The organism is uncultured Roseovarius sp. (genome assembly GCF_963972555.1).
Lineage (GTDB): Bacteria > Pseudomonadota > Alphaproteobacteria > Rhodobacterales > Rhodobacteraceae > Roseovarius > Roseovarius mucosus.
Map to the genome: position 1 here is coordinate 134,749 of NZ_CAXAUM010000001.1, position 15,178 is coordinate 149,926.

15 protein-coding genes and 1 pseudogene are annotated in these 15,178 nt (G+C 60.7%); 7 read left to right on the forward strand and 9 right to left on the reverse strand.

Translation table 11 applies throughout. The features are described from left to right. Position 1 precedes the first annotated feature (1 nt). Both AACZ65_RS00710 and AACZ65_RS00715 read right to left on the reverse strand, forming a co-directional pair. On the reverse strand, positions 2-889 hold the full coding sequence (locus AACZ65_RS00710; protein ID WP_037272155.1) for an ABC transporter permease: 888 nt from the start codon (positions 887-889) through the stop codon (positions 2-4). Positions 890-946: 57 nt separating this feature from the next. Beyond that, complete coding sequence (locus AACZ65_RS00715; protein ID WP_339667452.1) at positions 947-2,062, reverse strand: spermidine/putrescine ABC transporter substrate-binding protein; 1,116 nt, start codon at positions 2,060-2,062, stop codon at positions 947-949. Positions 2,063-2,167: 105 nt separating this feature from the next. On the opposite strand from AACZ65_RS00715, the gene AACZ65_RS00720 reads away from it, so the two are divergent. The 5 genes and pseudogenes from AACZ65_RS00720 to metG all read left to right on the forward strand — a co-directional run bounded on the left by AACZ65_RS00720 (position 2,168) and on the right by metG (position 8,166). Next, positions 2,168-3,040 (forward strand): LysR substrate-binding domain-containing protein, encoded by an 873-nt coding sequence (locus tag AACZ65_RS00720; RefSeq protein WP_339667453.1) that lies wholly within the window; start codon positions 2,168-2,170, stop codon positions 3,038-3,040. 255 nt (positions 3,041-3,295) lie between these two features. Next, positions 3,296-3,949: pseudogene (locus tag AACZ65_RS00725) on the forward strand (SDR family NAD(P)-dependent oxidoreductase); the annotation flags it as partial. 12 nt (positions 3,950-3,961) lie between these two features. Beyond that, positions 3,962-4,774 (forward strand): SDR family oxidoreductase, encoded by an 813-nt coding sequence (locus AACZ65_RS00730; protein ID WP_339667454.1) that lies wholly within the window; start codon positions 3,962-3,964, stop codon positions 4,772-4,774. 383 nt (positions 4,775-5,157) lie between these two features. Further along, positions 5,158-6,393: an MFS transporter gene (locus AACZ65_RS00735; RefSeq protein ID WP_339667455.1), complete on the forward strand. Its 1,236-nt coding sequence runs from the start codon at positions 5,158-5,160 to the stop codon at positions 6,391-6,393. A 54-nt stretch (positions 6,394-6,447) separates the two neighbouring features. Beyond that, positions 6,448-8,166 carry a methionine--tRNA ligase gene (gene metG, locus AACZ65_RS00740; protein ID WP_339667456.1) on the forward strand — a complete coding sequence of 573 codons (1,719 nt, stop codon included), beginning with the start codon at positions 6,448-6,450 and terminating at the stop codon, positions 8,164-8,166. Between the two features lie 49 nt (positions 8,167-8,215). Here metG and AACZ65_RS00745 read toward each other — a convergent pair whose 3' ends face one another. Further along, positions 8,216-8,950: a hypothetical protein gene (locus AACZ65_RS00745; protein WP_339667457.1), complete on the reverse strand. Its 735-nt coding sequence runs from the start codon at positions 8,948-8,950 to the stop codon at positions 8,216-8,218. 88 nt (positions 8,951-9,038) lie between these two features. Here AACZ65_RS00745 and AACZ65_RS00750 point away from each other — a divergent pair, with 88 nt between their 5' ends. Next, on the forward strand, positions 9,039-9,362 hold the full coding sequence (locus tag AACZ65_RS00750; RefSeq protein WP_339667458.1) for a helix-turn-helix domain-containing protein: 324 nt from the start codon (positions 9,039-9,041) through the stop codon (positions 9,360-9,362). A 60-nt stretch (positions 9,363-9,422) separates the two neighbouring features. Here the strand turns inward: AACZ65_RS00750 and AACZ65_RS00755 are convergent, their stop codons facing one another. Continuing rightward, positions 9,423-9,659 (reverse strand): DUF465 domain-containing protein, encoded by a 237-nt coding sequence (locus AACZ65_RS00755; RefSeq protein ID WP_339667459.1) that lies wholly within the window; start codon positions 9,657-9,659, stop codon positions 9,423-9,425. A gap of 110 nt (positions 9,660-9,769) precedes the next feature. Then, positions 9,770-10,576 carry a pseudouridine synthase gene (locus tag AACZ65_RS00760; RefSeq protein ID WP_339667460.1) on the reverse strand — a complete coding sequence of 269 codons (807 nt, stop codon included), beginning with the start codon at positions 10,574-10,576 and terminating at the stop codon, positions 9,770-9,772. A gap of 62 nt (positions 10,577-10,638) precedes the next feature. On the opposite strand from AACZ65_RS00760, the gene AACZ65_RS00765 reads away from it, so the two are divergent. Then, a complete protein-coding gene (locus tag AACZ65_RS00765) occupies positions 10,639-11,106 on the forward strand; it encodes a nucleoside deaminase (RefSeq protein WP_339667461.1) in 468 nt (155 codons plus the stop codon). Here the strand turns inward: AACZ65_RS00765 and AACZ65_RS00770 are convergent. The 4 genes from AACZ65_RS00770 to phaC all read right to left on the reverse strand — a co-directional run bounded on the left by AACZ65_RS00770 (position 11,092) and on the right by phaC (position 15,152). Further along, positions 11,092-12,057 carry a LysR family transcriptional regulator gene (locus AACZ65_RS00770; RefSeq protein WP_339667462.1) on the reverse strand — a complete coding sequence of 322 codons (966 nt, stop codon included), beginning with the start codon at positions 12,055-12,057 and terminating at the stop codon, positions 11,092-11,094. The genes AACZ65_RS00765 and AACZ65_RS00770 overlap by 15 nt on opposite strands. Positions 12,058-12,063: 6 nt before the next feature. Beyond that, positions 12,064-12,621, reverse strand: a complete 558-nt coding sequence (phaR, locus tag AACZ65_RS00775; protein WP_037272122.1) for a polyhydroxyalkanoate synthesis repressor PhaR — start codon at positions 12,619-12,621, stop codon at positions 12,064-12,066. A gap of 138 nt (positions 12,622-12,759) precedes the next feature. Further along, positions 12,760-13,209, reverse strand: a complete 450-nt coding sequence (locus tag AACZ65_RS00780; RefSeq protein WP_037272119.1) for a hypothetical protein — start codon at positions 13,207-13,209, stop codon at positions 12,760-12,762. A 140-nt stretch (positions 13,210-13,349) separates the two neighbouring features. After that, complete coding sequence (gene phaC / locus AACZ65_RS00785; protein ID WP_339667463.1) at positions 13,350-15,152, reverse strand: class I poly(R)-hydroxyalkanoic acid synthase; 1,803 nt, start codon at positions 15,150-15,152, stop codon at positions 13,350-13,352. Positions 15,153-15,178 lie beyond the last annotated feature (26 nt).

A 15,178-nucleotide genomic window follows, 5' to 3' on the forward strand; every position in this document is an offset into this window, starting at 1 on the left:
CTTATCCCTTCTCGCGGTAGGCCCAGAGGACGGTTACAAAGGCGGTGACCAGCAGGCTGGCGATCATCAACAGCGACACCACGGCGGCACGCGGCCATTGCTGACCGGCCCGAACAAGGTCCGTCACGAGGATCGGCAGGGTTTGGAAGGTGCCGCCGCCCAGATAGGAGGCGCTGACGAATTCCGCATATGACAGCAGGAACGCAAACAGCAGCCCGAGCGTCAGGCCGGGGCGGGCAGCGGGCAGGATCACCCGGAACAGGATCGCTCCGGGACGCGCGCCGAGGTTCGCGGCAGCTGAAATCCCGGTCCGGTCCACATTGGAAAGGGCGATGGTCTGCAGGATCAGGACCACCGGCAGCGCGAGCGTCGCATGGCCGATAAACAGCGCGAAATAGGTGTTGAGAAGGCTTTCCCCCTTGCCACCGAACGCCTGAACGAGGGAGGAGATCACGCCGCCTTCTGTCAGGAAGACCTGCCAGGAATAGATGCGGACAAGATAGCTTGTGAAAAACGGCGCAATCGCAAACCCCAGCAAGATCAGTCGCTGGCGCGGGGCTGCGACAAAGGCCATCGCGTAGGAGGCCGGAAAGGCCAGCAGCGAAATCGCGACCGCACTGGCCATCGACAGCCCGTAGCTGCGCCAGAAACTGGCCCAGAGGAAATCGAGGCCTAGAACATAGCGCCAGGCCGACAGCGTGGCGTCCGGCGTCAGCCGGTAGTTCACCACGGACCAGAATGAAATCGCCACCAGCAAGCCAAGCGGCACTGCAAAGAACAACAGCAGCCAGGCAGGCAGCGGCAGGACCCAAAGCGCCTGCCAAGCTCGGTTAAAGAGGAAGTGGAACCGGCGCCCCGAAGTGTGGGCCGGGAAAGTAGGGGAAGTCATGTCGATATCTCCGATAGGGCTGCGGCCCCGACGATTGCGCCGGGGCAGGACCGGACATCAGGCGTTTTTGTAACGCGTCCAGGCGTCGTTCCAGGTTTCCAGAGATTGCTGTAGCGGAAGCTCCCGCAGCCGGATGCGCCCGGCGCGGATCTCATCAAGTGCATTGGGACCATTCAGCACCATGTTCTGGCGCTGCGCCTCTCCCGGCAGTTCATCATTCAGCCGAGCCCAGCCCGCCCGCGTCGGGATCATCGCCGGATAAGCCTTGAGCGTGGCGGTCTTCACCTGCCCTTGCGGCGACAGCATGTATTGGATGAATTTCCGGGCCAGATCCTGGTTTTTTGAATGCGCGCCGATCGACAGCGACTCGGTCCATTGCAGGCCACCTTCCTCGGGGATGGTCGTGGTGACATCCGCACCATCGCGGGCCAGCACGCCAGTGATCCAGTCGCCGATGCCGGGGATCGCGGAAACCTCGCCCGAACGCAGCGCCGACAGCATCCCGCCGTAATCATAGAAACCGCGCACCTGAGGCCGGAGCGACATCATCGTCTCGGTCAGTTCCGTCCAGTGCGCCTCATCAAGGTCAAAAGGCGACGCGTTGCCATTGAGAAGACTCAACGCGCCCAGGTTGGGCAGATGCCAGTCGAAATGGCCAATGCGTCCCACGTGCTGCGGATCCCACATGGTGCGATAGCTGCGGGCTTGCGCCTCGCTCATCGCGGTGCGGTTATGAGACAGCCCGAGGAAACCGAACCGCAGGAAGACCGCATAGGGCTGACCGTCGAACCAGTGGCCGCGGAAATTCTGAAACTCCGGAAAGAAGTCGTCGAACGGGTAGTCCTCAGGCGTCAGCGGTTCAATGAATCCCGCTTGCTGCAATTGCACGACGTATTCCGCATCTGACAGGATTACATCGTAGGTCCCGGCCGGAGACTGCGCCATTTGCGCGAGCATTTGATCGCCGCCGACATATTCCTTGGCGCGGATGCGAACATTGTGCGCCTGCTCGAATGCGCCGATCACGTCAGGGTCGGCATGGCCTGCCCAGGTGAGCATCGACAAGTCACGGCGGCCCTGTGCGCGCAGGACAGCCGGGGTGGCGATGACGGCCGCGGCCGCAAGACCCCCCTTGATCAACCGCCTCCGGGTGGTGATAATATTATGTGTCATTTTTCCCTCCCTTTTCATTACACAAGCTTCAGAAAGTGGAGGCCAAAAAACAAATGACCATTCGTCAGGCCAAGCTGAGATTTCTTTGCGCAAGTGGGCGAAGCCATGCGTAAACTACCGCCGTTAAACGCAATTCGAGCCTTCGAAGCGGTCGCCCGAAGGCTCAGTTTTGCCGAGGCTGCGGAAGAGCTGAGCGTCACCTCCACCGCCATCAGCCACCAGATCAGACATTTGGAAGCCTACCTTGGCTTCCAAGTGGTAGAGCGCCGCCCCCGTCAGATTGCCCTCACTCCCGCCGGGCAAGAGTTGTTCCCCAAGCTGCAGACGGCTTTTGATATTTTGGGCGAAGCCTTCGCAATGCTCGACAAGGACGTCGAACAATCGCTGGTCCGGGTCACAACCACATATGCCTTTGCGGAACGCTGGCTGGTTCCGCGCCTGCCAGATTTTTTCGACAAGCACGGCGATATCAAGGTTGAGGTCGAAACCGATAACGTCGTTCTGGACTTACGGGTTGACCGGCTGGATCTGGCGATCCGATATGGCCCCCAGGTCTCCGCGAGTGAGGACGCTGAGGTTTTGTTCTCGGATCGCTATATTCCTGTCGGTCTGGCTGACCGCCCGGAAACCGGCTTGCAGGACAACCGGCTGTTGGGCTTCCGCTGGCGTAATCCGGACATGGGCGGCCCGACCTGGGAAGAATGGTTCAAGGAGGCCGGGGAACCGTTCCCGTCGGACCGCATTACCCGTTTCAGCGATGAAAGTGCGGCTTTTAACGCGCTGGATCAGGGTCTGGGGCTGCTTTTGTCCAGCAGTGCGCTCGTTGATGACGGCCTGCAATCAGGCCGTTACACGCAAATCCCCGGTCCTGAGCTGCGCGGATTTGCCTATTGCCTTGTGCTCAATCCACTGTCGCGCAACAAGCAGGGCGTCAGGACATTCGCCGATTGGATTAGGCAAGCCGCCAAAAAGATATGAGCGCAATCTAATCCGCATCGACAGCATTCGTCTTTCCACCTTTCAATGTGGCTAGACAGAGTTCTGGGCATCAGGCGCACAGTCGCACCGATAGCAATCAGGTCATGCACCCAATGATGTGCTTACCCACAGGGTCTGCGTATTCGATGCATCGAGGGCCTGCGTGAGGGTCGGATACAGCACGAGTTGCGCGCGTCGCGTTACTGGCTGTGGCAGGGCTCTTTCTCATGCACATGAGCGGTATCGAGAACGACGACGAGTGGACGGCCATTCGACGTCCTGTTCAACAATGCCGGGATCGGCTGTTACGGCATTCAGGAACTGATGTCGCCCGAGGAAATGGCCCTCGTCTTTGATGTGAATGTCATGGGCGTGCAACGGGTCATGCGTGCGGCTCTTCCTCACATGCGGTCACAAGGGCGGGGCACAGTTCTCTACACCTCTAGCTTGATTGGCCGTATCACGACACCATTCTATGGAACCTACTCGGCGTCAAAATGGGCGCTGGAAGCGGTTGTCGAATGCTATCGGACCGAATTGTCCGGCTTCGGGATCGAGTCCTGCATCATCGAACCTGGGGCCATGCCGACTGCCTTCTTCGATGGGATGGTCGCACCGGGCGATCCAGACCGCGAGGCACAGTACGGGGAATTCGCAGCGGTGCCCGCAATGGCGGCCGCAGGGTTGGCCGAGATGCTGGAGGCGACACCCAATCAACGCACTGAGCGGATTGCGGAAGCAGTTGTCGTCCTTCTGGAAACGCCCTTTGGGCAAAAACCTTTCCGCACTGTCGTGGATCATGTCGGGGTTGGCCCTCAGATTGAACACTACAACAACGTGCTTCACGACGTCACGCGCAACGTCATGATCAGCTTTGGCATTGACGACTTGCTGAAGCTCAATGCCTGAAGGGGATAACGTATGAAAACCATTCTGATTACCGGAGCCTCTTCGGGCATTGGTGAGGCCACCGCGAAACATTTTCATGCCAACGGCTGGAACGTCGTCGCCACCATGCGGAACCCCGATAGCGCGGGTAGTCTTGCCGTACTGGACAACGTCCACTTGACGCGCCTCGATGTGACCGATCCTGGCTCCATCAGTGACGCGGTCATGGCTGGCATCGACCGTTTCGGCAGGATCGACGTTCTCCTCAACAATGCAGGCTACGGTGCCTATGGCGCGTTGGAAGCGTTCTCGATGGAGCGCATCCGCCGTCAATTCGACACCAACGTGATCGGCCTGTTGGAGGTCACGAAGACCGTGCTGCCGCACATGCGAGCAAACCGCGCTGGCACGATCATCAATATCTCGTCCATCGGGGGCCAGATCACGTTCCCGCTCGGTACGCTTTATCACGGGACCAAATTTGCAGTCGAAGGTCTCTCCGAAGCGCTTCACTATGAGCTTGAACCGCTAGGGATCAGTGTCCGCATTATCGAGCCTGGTATGATCAAGACGGACTTCGGAGGGAGTTCTTTTGATTTTGCCATGGATGAGGATCTGTCGGACTATGCGCCGATGGCCAAAGCCATGGGCCGTGTGTTTGGAAAACTGGCGTCGAACCCGTCTGCACCTGCGACGGTTGCCGAGGTTATCTGGGAAGCTGCAAATGACACGGGAAAGCGGCTCCGTTTCCGGGCAGGTGCGGACGCGGTGGAACTGTTGGACAATCGCAAGGCGCAGGACGACGCGACCTTCATCGGCAGGATCAAGCAGTTGATGGAAGAGTGAGGTTTGACAAAATTGCAGCGACGGCAAAGCCCGCTTTCGGGCAAGCCGCGCTGCGGCATCGTTTTTCACGATGAGCGGCCGCTGTAGGCCGAACGTGTCTTGCAGGGCGATAAGGTTCCCGACGTTGCAAGGCCCGCTCCCTGCGCCTTGCTGCCATCCGCGTGGACTGCAACCACAGATCAGACACGCCCCCTTCCAAGTGACCCCACTCCCACTGCGTGCGCCTCTACCTCCATCTCACTCCCATATCCAACCGCCGGAATACCGACTCGGCACCGCTCCCCACCCCCTTAAGCTCCATTCGCGCGCCCCCGCCCGAAACCGACGCAAGATGTCGAAAACATCTGGTCCCCCATCTCTCGTCCTGTCATGGTAGCCTCACCATGCGCCTCCTCATTTCCTTTGCCGCCCTCTTTCTCTCGGTCGTGCTCCTGCAACTCTCGACAGGCGGGGTGGGGCCACTTGATGCGCTCTCGGGTCTGGCGCTCGATTTTACCACGGCTCAGATCGGACTCCTCGGCTCGGCACATTTCGTGGGCTTCTTCATCGGCTGCTGGTTCGCACCTCGCCTGATGGGCACCATCGGACACTCCCGCGCCTTTGCCGCCTTTACCGCTGCAGGGGCCATCGGCCTCTTGGCGCATATGCTGGTGATTGACCCCTACGCTTGGGCGCTGATGCGCGTGGCCTCGGGTCTTTGCGTGGCGGGCTGCTATACGGTGATCGAGGCATGGTTGCAGGCCAAGGTCACGAATGAAACACGCGGCCGCGCCATGGGCATCTACCGCGTCGTCGACATGGGCGCATCTCTCGCCGCCCAATTGCTGATTTCCGTATTGGCACCAGCCTCTTACGTCTCCTACAACCTACTGGCGCTCCTGTGCTGCGCGGCCCTGCTGCCGCTCACCCTGTCGCGCCTGCGCGAGCCGGAAACACCCGGCGCCCCCCGCCTGCGCCCCATGCTGCTCATCGCCTGCTCGCCCCTGGCGGCGGCGGGCGTGCTGGTCGCGGCGCTCTCCAGCGCGTCCTTTCGCATGGTCGGGCCCCTCTATGGCCAACAGGTCGGCCTCGCCGTGGACCAAATCGCAGGCTTTCTCGCCGTCTTCGTTCTGGGCGGTGCCATGGCGCAATACCCGGTAGGCTGGCTTGCCGATCGCTATGACCGCCGCTGGGTATTGATCGGACTCTCGGTCGCAGCGATCCTGTCCTCGGTTGCCACCGCCATGACCGAAAATCTCGACACTTTCGGCATCCTCATGACGGCCTTCTTTTTCGGCATGACCACATTTCCGATCTACTCGGTCAGCGCCGCCCATGCCCATGACTTCGCCGAGGCCCATGAACGGGTCGAGCTTTCCGCCGCCCTCATGTTCTTCTTCGCCGTGGGGGCCATCGCCGCCCCCCTCATGGCCTCTACATTGATCGAGGCCTACGGCCCCCCCGCCATGTTCGTGATGATCGCCGCCGGCCACGCCCTCCTCGTGGTCTTTGGCCTTATCAGGATGCGCGCCCGCCCTGCCGCCGAACGCCGCACCGCCTATGTCTGGTCGCCGCGCACCTCCTTCCTCATTGGCCGCCTCACCGGGCGCAGCCGCGACAAGGACGGGAACGAGCGCTAGAACTGCCTGCGAAACCGCGCTAAACGGGGCCAAACCGTCAAGGAATAGCGCAATATGGCACGGCATCTCATCACCTCGGCAATCCCCTACATCAACGGGATCAAGCATCTTGGCAATCTCGTGGGCTCTCAGCTTCCTGCGGATCTCTTTGCCCGCTACTGCCGCGCTCGCGGCCACGAGGTGCTCTTTCTCTGCGCCACGGACGAGCATGGCACCCCCGCCGAACTCGCCGCCGCAAAGGCAGGGCAGCCGGTGGCCGACTATTGCGCCGAAATGCACGCCGTTCAGGCCGAAATCGCGCGCGGCTTCCGCCTCAGCTTCGATCACTTCGGGCGCTCCTCCTCGGCTCAGAACCGCAAACTGACCCAGCATTTCGCCCGACGCCTCCATGATCAGGGGCTGATCCGCGAAGTCTCGGAAACCCAGATGTATTCCCCCACCGACGGGCGCTATCTGCCCGACCGCTACATCGAGGGCACCTGCCCCAATTGCGGCTACGACTCGGCGCGCGGCGACCAATGCGACAACTGCACCAAGCAGTTGGACCCGGTCGATCTGATCAACCCCCGCTCGTCGGTCTCGGGCGCCACCGATCTCGAAATGCGAGAGACCAAGCATCTCTACCTGCGCCAATCGCAGATGAAGGATGAGCTGGAAAAGTGGATCGACTCCAAAACCGACTGGCCGGTCCTGACCACCTCCATCGCCAGGAAATGGCTCAATGACGGCGACGGGCTTCAGGATCGCGGCATCACCCGCGATCTCGATTGGGGCATTCCCGTGCAATTTGACGGCGCCCCCTGGCAGGGGATGGAGGGCAAGGTGTTCTACGTCTGGTTCGACGCCCCCATCGAATACATCGCCTGCGGCGCGGAATGGGCCGAGGCGACCGGGCTTGACGCTTCCGCTTGGGAACGCTGGTGGCGCACCGACAAGGGCGCAGAGGACGTCACCTATACCCAGTTCATGGGCAAGGATAACGTGCCCTTCCACACGCTCAGCTTTCCCGCCACGATCCTTGGCTCGCGCGAGCCGTGGAAGCTGGTGGATTACATCAAATCCTTCAACTACCTCAATTATGACGGCGGTCAGTTCAGCACATCCCGCGGGCGCGGTGTTTTCATGGATCAGGCGCTCGAAATCCTGCCCGCCGATTACTGGCGTTGGTGGCTCCTCAGCCACGCCCCCGAAAGCTCGGATAGCGAGTTCACATGGGACAACTTCCAGGCCTCAGTGAACAAGGATCTCGCCGACGTTCTGGGCAATTTCGTCAGCCGCGTGACCAAGTTCTGCCGCTCTAAATTCGGCGAGGTGGTGCCGACGGGCGGCGCCTACGGCACACAGGAAGAGGCGCTGATCGCGCGCCTCACATCCCGCGTCCGCGAGTATCAGGACCATATGGAAGCAATGGAGGTCCGCAAATCGGCGAGCGCCCTGCGCGCCATCTGGGTCGAGGGCAACGAATACCTGCAAGAGGCCGCGCCCTGGTCCACCTTCAAGAACGACCCCGAGCGCGCCGCGATGCAAACCCGCCTCGCGCTCAACCTCATCCGCCTTTACGCCGTGCTCTCGTCCCCCTTCATCCCCGACGCCGCCGCCACGATGCTCGCGGCAATGCAAACCGAGGATGGCACATGGCCCGATGACGTGCCCGCAGCCCTCGCATGCCTCGCGCCGGGCCAGGCCTTCACCGTGCCCGACGTGCTTTTTTCCAAGATCACCGACGAGTCCCGCGAGGACTGGCAGACGCGGTTTTCGGGGATCAGGACCTGAACGAAAAAGAACGCGCAGGGCGGTCAACCCGCCCTGCGCGCCTTGTCTCTCACGCAGGCGCGGAAACTCTGGAGGAGTCGTGCCGCAACTTGCTCAGAGAGACAAAGTGAAAGGCGAGAAAGATCGCCACGAAATACCCCGGAAACATCGCCAGCGGATGCAGGTTGATGATATTGGGGGTCTCATGCGCCATCAGATGCGCAAACCCGTCTGACGTGGCGATCCCCGTCAGGACGGCCACAACGAAATCGGCCAGCCCGACGATATTGGCGCGCAGCACCTTGGCCTTTGCATCCGCCGCGTCATCGGCACAGGCCCGCCATGCCCGATAACCTTCGATCCCGGCCCAGATATCGCCAAGCCCCGCCAAAAGCGCGAATTGCCACGGGATGATCCCCGCTGCCCAACCGACAAGAAAGATCGCCCCCATGACGCGCGGGATCTGAAACGCCACCAGCAAACCCTGATCCAATTGCGCCACAACCGCCCGCCCCGTCTGCGTCCGCGTGGCCAAGACCCAAAGCAGCGCCGCGCCGCCCAACATGGAAAAGAGCACCACGGGGGGATCCAGCACGGTCGCGGGCACCATGAACGTGCCCCTCCGCGACAGATCCATCGCAAGCGCCCCCCAGAGCGCCAGGATGCACGCTGGCACCAGCACAGCGCGCGCCAGTGCCGCTCGGCCCAGCCCCGCGCGTTGCGCGCCCATGACCACCACCGCCAGAGCAAGTCCAGGCAATAGAATCAGGAATACATGCACATAGGCGAGCAGAACGTCAGACATCTTGGCACCTCCATTTGATACATTTTTAATAGTTACTATGTTTTTTATAGTCAATTTCTTTTTTGAATCCGCTGACTATACTCTCCCCATGACGAAAACGAACCGCAGCAACTGCCCGATTCTGCGGGCCACCAATGCCATGGGCGACCAATGGTCGATCCTGATTCTGCGAGAGTTCTTTCTTGAGGGTTCACGGCGATTTCAGGATTTGCAGGACACGCTGGCGCTGTCCCCAAACACCCTGTCCAACCGACTGAAAAAGCTTGAAAGTTCCGGCGTCATTGCCCGCCGCAGCTATTCCACGAACCCACCGCGCGCGGAATATGTCCTGACAGAAACCGGTCATGCGCTCCGACCAGTGATGCGCGCGCTGCACGAATGGGGCGAGGCGCATACGCCCGACCTCGAATAGCGCCGACAAAATTCGCAGGGCGGTCTCCCGCCCCGCGCACTATGTTCTATCTGATCGACCTCAGACCGTCAGCATCCGGTATAGCTCGTCCTTCAGCGCCGCGCGCTTCTTGCGCATCTCGACTTCGGCCAGTTCCTCGACCGGCTCGACCAGCGTTTCGGCCCGATGCACCGCACGGTTCAGCGCGTGATACTCTTCCGCCAGCTTGGCGAAATGCGCATCTGCCTGCTTCAATTCGCTGATCTTGTCGGCCAGTTGTGGGAATTCTTCCGGCAGTTCGTGGGGGGTATTGGACATCGCGCATCTCTCCTTCTTGATTGCTCGCTCTCGACCCTAGGGATCAAGGCGCGCGCCCTCCTTGATACGGATCAACAAAGGCGACTTTCCCAATCATCTTGGAAAGAGATTTAGCGCCGCCTGCGCTGCGGCTTGGGGCGCGCGGGCTTGGCTGGATCGGGCTCAGGCTCTTGCGGCATCCCCAACTGATCGCGCAACACGCGCGGGCGCACCTCTTCCACGGCACCGGGCTTCAACTGACCCAATTGGAACGGCCCATAAGACAGCCGGATCAGCCGGTTCACCACCAGCCCCACCGCCTCCATCGCGCGGCGGATTTCGCGGTTCTTGCCCTCGCGAATGGCCACCGTGATCCAGGCGTTTGCCCCTTGCTGGCGATCCAGACTGACGATCATCGGCTGAAACGCTTCCCCCTCAACCACCAGCCCCTTGCGCAGCGGCTCGAACGTGGCCTCAGTGGGCCGCCCGTTGACCCGCACCCGGTAGCGACGCAGCCAGCCCGTCGAGGGCAGTTCCAGCTTGCGCTTCAACTCGCCGTCATTGGTCAAGAGCAACAGGCCCTCGGAATTGAGGTCAAGCCGCCCGACACTCATAACGCGCGGCATATCCTCGGGCAGATCGTCATAGATCGTGCGACGTCCCTTTTCATCGCGCGTCGTCGTCACAAGGCCGGTGGGTTTGTGATAGAGCCAGAGCCGCGCCGGTTCTGCCGCCTCGAGCGCGCGCCCGTTCACCACCACCTTGTCGGACGCGGTGACATTAAGCGCGGCGCGCAGCACCTTTTGCCCGTTGACGGTTACGCGCCCCTCTTCGATCAGGCGCTCAGCCTCGCGGCGGCTGGCAATCCCGGCGCGGGCGATGACCTTGGCGATACGCTCGCCCTCGGGGGTCTTCTTCTCTGGGGTTTTGCTGTTCATGCGCCGCGCATAGCGCAATTGCAGAGCTTGCGAAAGCGTCTTGCGCGCGGCACAAGCAGGACATGACATTTCGCAGCCATATGGACATCGCCCTTGACGAGGCCCGCGCCGCCGCCGCACGCGGCGAGGTGCCGGTTGGTGCCGTCATCGTCGCCCCCTCAGGTGCCGTCGTGGCCCGCGCCGGCAACCGCACCCGCGAACTGAACGACCCCACGGCCCATGCCGAAATCCTCGCCATCCGGGCAGCTTGCGCGGCCATCGGCTCAGAGCGCCTGCCTGACCATGATCTCTATGTGACGCTGGAGCCTTGCGCGATGTGCGCCAGTGCGATTGCGGCGGCGCGCATTGCCCGGCTCTACTATGGGGCCGCTGATCCAAAATCCGGCGGGGTGGCCGTGGGCGCGCGGATTTTCACCCATCCGCAATGCCACCACGCGCCCGAGGTCTACGACGGTATCGCCGCGACTGAGGCCGAGACCCTGCTCAAGACCTTCTTTCGCGACCGCCGCAGCCCGTCAGAAGAGCGATAGCCCGTCCGCCAAAAACGGATGCCGCGCCACAATCGGCGTGACAATCGTATCGTGCAGAATGGGCTTCAGCTTCTCCGCCAGCGTCGCGGGCATATCCTGCAATATCCCCTTGCGGGCCGTCACGCTGATCGTGCGCGTCAGCGGTGCCATCGGCAGTTCGAACACGTCTATCTGATCGGCAAAGCGCCGCGCCCGCATCAAGGCCAGCGGCGTCAGGATCGACCACCCCGCCCCTTGGCCCACAAGTGCAAGGATGGAGTGATAGCTATCCAACTCGAACCGGTGCGGAATACTCAGGTTCTGCCGCGCCAGATGTGACGAAATAAGACGCCCCATGTAGTGCCGCTGCGTATACTGAATGAGCGGCAGGCGCTTCAATTGCCTTAGAACGTCGCGCTCGGGCCGGATCACGCCGCGCGGGGCCACCACGGCAAAACCTTCGCGCAACACAGGATGCACTTCGACCCAATCCGCCTCACCGCCCAGTTCCGCCGCGACAATCACATCAAGCGCGCGCGCGTCCAACTGATCATAGAGATGATGGCTCGCTCCCGTTTCCAGCAGAAACTGACAGCCTTTCAACTCACCCGCCATATGGGTCAAAAGCTGAGGCGTAACATCCGCCTCCAGATCCTCGATCATGCCGAGACGAAACCGTGTCAACGTCGAGAGATGCGACATTGCCAGTTCCGCCCGCGCCTGCGCCGCCTCGTTCAGAATGGCCAGCGCGCGCCGGTGCATGATCTCGCCCGCAGGCGTCAGGCGAATGGGCCGCGCGTTGCGCTGCAAGAGGGTGGCACCCACCGCCCCTTCAAGATTGGTCAATTGCTGGCTGACCGCCGATGGACTCGCCCCCAATCGCCGCGCCGCCGCAGAAATCGAGCGTTCATCGGCCGCGGCCATGAACACCTCGATCCCCCACAGGGTTATCCGCCCGGGGCTATCGACCATTTCGGCCTATTTGCCCAGCTTGGACAGCTTGTCTTGCAATTCGGCGAGCTGTTTCTTGATGTCGTCCAGCCCCTCCTTGCCGTCACCCGTCGTATTCTCGGACTGAGGCGCACTTGTGCCCATACCCTTGAACCCACCGGTCATCGCCTTCATGAAGGCCTCTTGCTGCGCGCGCATGGCCTCCATGCCGGGCATCGCGGCCAAGGGGTTGGCCTTGGTCATGTTCTCAAGGATCTTCGACTGCCCGTCACGCAGCATCTCGAAACTGGCGGCAAGGAATTCGGGCACGACGCTGGTGGCCTGCGTGGTGTAGCTGCGCACCAGATCATTCAGCACATTGATCGGCAGCACGCTCTCGCCCCGGCTCTCGTGTTCCGCAATGATCTGGAGCAGGTATTGCCGCGTCAGATCATCCCCGGATTTCAGGTCGATGATCTGCACCTCGCGCCCTTCCCGGATAAACTCCGCGATATCCTCAAGGGTCACGTAATCCGATGTCTCGGTGTTATAGAGCCGCCTGCTGGCATAGCGTTTGATCAGCAGCGGTTTTTTGGAGTCGGCCAAGGGGTATCCTCCCGGAGAATGCAGCGCTGCAGCATAGCTTAGACACAAGCGCCACAAAAAGAAAGGGCGAGCCGCATGGCTCGCCCTTCGCAGTCCATACCCCTCAAGGGAGGGGATCAGGGTATGGCTCTGCTAACCTTACTTGGCCGCTGCGGTGGCCTTCTGGGTCGCTGCGGTCACGTCGTCTGCGGCCTTCTTGACAACCTTGGTGGCGTCTTCCTGCATGGTCTTGCCAGCGGCCAGCATCAGTTCGACGGTTTCCATCTGAACTTTCTTGGCAACTTCAGCGAAGGCGGCCATGTTCTCGGCGGCCACTTCGGCATTGGCCGATGCGAAATCGGTCATCGCCTTGGCGTAATCAGCGGGCTCTGCTTTGGCCTTGGACATTTCGCTCAGCTTGGCGAGGGTGTCTTTGGTCCATTTGTTCGAGATCTCGGCCGACTTTTCGGCTGCGGTCAGAGCCACACCCGAGAGCTTCTCGCTCAGGGTTGCCTGGTTCTTGAACGCATCTTCGAATGCCTTGGTGTCAACCGGGAATGTGCCCATGACGTCTTTGAACATCGCGGTGAAATCTTGTGCTTTTGCCATTGGTTCGGTCCTTTCGGCTAGGGCGGATCAGTCCGCCGGTTCTGCAACTGCAGTTAGATATACATGCTGCACTGCAGCATTTCAAGTCTTTTTCTGCAGTGCAGCATTCTTCCGATTGCCTAATAGAAAAGCGCCAAAGATCAGAGCGTTGCCTTTTTGCGAACATAGGTGCCCGGGGCCGGGGCCAGCGCCGGATGCTCCGAATCGCCCGGCTCGCGCGCCGCAATCATCTTGCCCGACCGCTTGGCCAGCCACGATTCCCACCGCGGCCACCACGATCCGGCGGTATAGTCCGCCCCCTGCATCCAGGCCTCGGCATCGCCGGTCAGATCGGCATTGGTATAATGCCCGTATTTCTTCTTCGTCGGGGGATTGACGATACCCGCAATATGCCCCGACTCTGATACGATAAAGGTCCGGTCCTTGGCCCCGGTCTGCTGAAAGCCGCGATAGCAGTCTTTCCAGGCCGCGATATGATCGGTCTCGCAGGTGATCGACATCAGCGGCACCTTGACGTCCCGGATATGCAACCGCTCGCCACAAATCTCGAAACCATCAGTCACGAACTGGTTGCCCTGACACAAGCCGCGCAAATATTGCACCGTCATTTTGCCCGGCAGGTTGGCCCCATCGCCATTCCAGTAGAGCAAATCAAAGGCAGGCGGCGCCTCGCCCATCATGTAACTGCGTACGGCGGGCTGATAGATCAGATCGCGCGACCGCAGAAAGGACATGGTCCGCCCCATGATGAACGACCGCAAAATCCCCTGCTGCGTCACCTCCTCTTCGATTCCATCGATGAAATCGTCCTGAAGAAAGGGCGTGAATTCCCCCTGCTCGGAAAAATCTGTGAGCGCAGTAAAAAAGGTGGCGGATTTGACCGATTTGTCGCCCCGCTTGGCCATCAACGCCAGCGTCATGTGCAGCGTGGTGCCCGCGATGCAATAGCCCACCGTGTTCACCTCTTTTTGCCCGGTGATCGCCTTGGCCTCACGAATCGCGGTCAGAAAGCCGTCTTCGATATAATCCTCCATGCCGACCTCGGCATGGCTGGCATCGGCATTGACCCAACTCACGACAAACAGCGTGTAGCCCTGATCAACCACCCATTTGATGAGAGAGTTATCGGGCTTGAGATCGAGAATGTAGAATTTGTTGATCCAAGGAGGAAAGATCACGACCGGAATCTCATGCACCTGCTCGGTCGTGGGGCTATATTGGATCAGCTCCATCATCCGGTTGCGATACACCACCTCGCCATGCGTGGTGCCGATATTCTCGCCCAGCTTGAACGCTTTGTCATCCGCCAGCCGCACCACCAATTCGCCATTGTTGGCCTCAAGATCCGCGATGAGGTTCTCCAACCCCTTCACAAGGCTCTCGCCCTCGGTCGCCACGGCGCGTTCCAGAGCATCGGGATTGGTGCCCAGAAAATTCGTAGGCGACATCATGTCGATGATCTGATGCGCGAAATAATCCAGCCGCCGCTTGTCCTTGGGCGGCAGGTCCTCGACATCGCCCACCGCCTTCTCAATGGCCTGCGCGTTTAGCGCGTATTGCTGCTTGATGTAGCGGAAATAGGGATGCGTATTCCACAGCGGGTTGGCAAACCGCTTGTCACCCGCCAAGGGATCGGGCGCTTCCTCCTCGATCACCGGCTCGCCGCGCAGCATCACCTGCTGCGCCTCCAGAAAATGCCGCACCGACTTGCCCCAGTATTCCAACTGCTGCTCATAGATCTTGCCGGGGTTCTCGATGGCCTCGGCCCAATAGGATTTCGCCGCCTTGGCAAAAAGCTCTTGATTGGGGCCATTCAAAGTGGGGTTGGCAGGGTTACGCGCTGCAAGCGCTTGAATCAGCCGCTGCGACAGGTGCTCGACCTTGGCAAGGTTCTCGTTGAGTTTTTCCAGATTCTGCCCTGCGACATCGTCTTGCGTTGCCATTTTTTATATTTCCCCTTAACATTTTC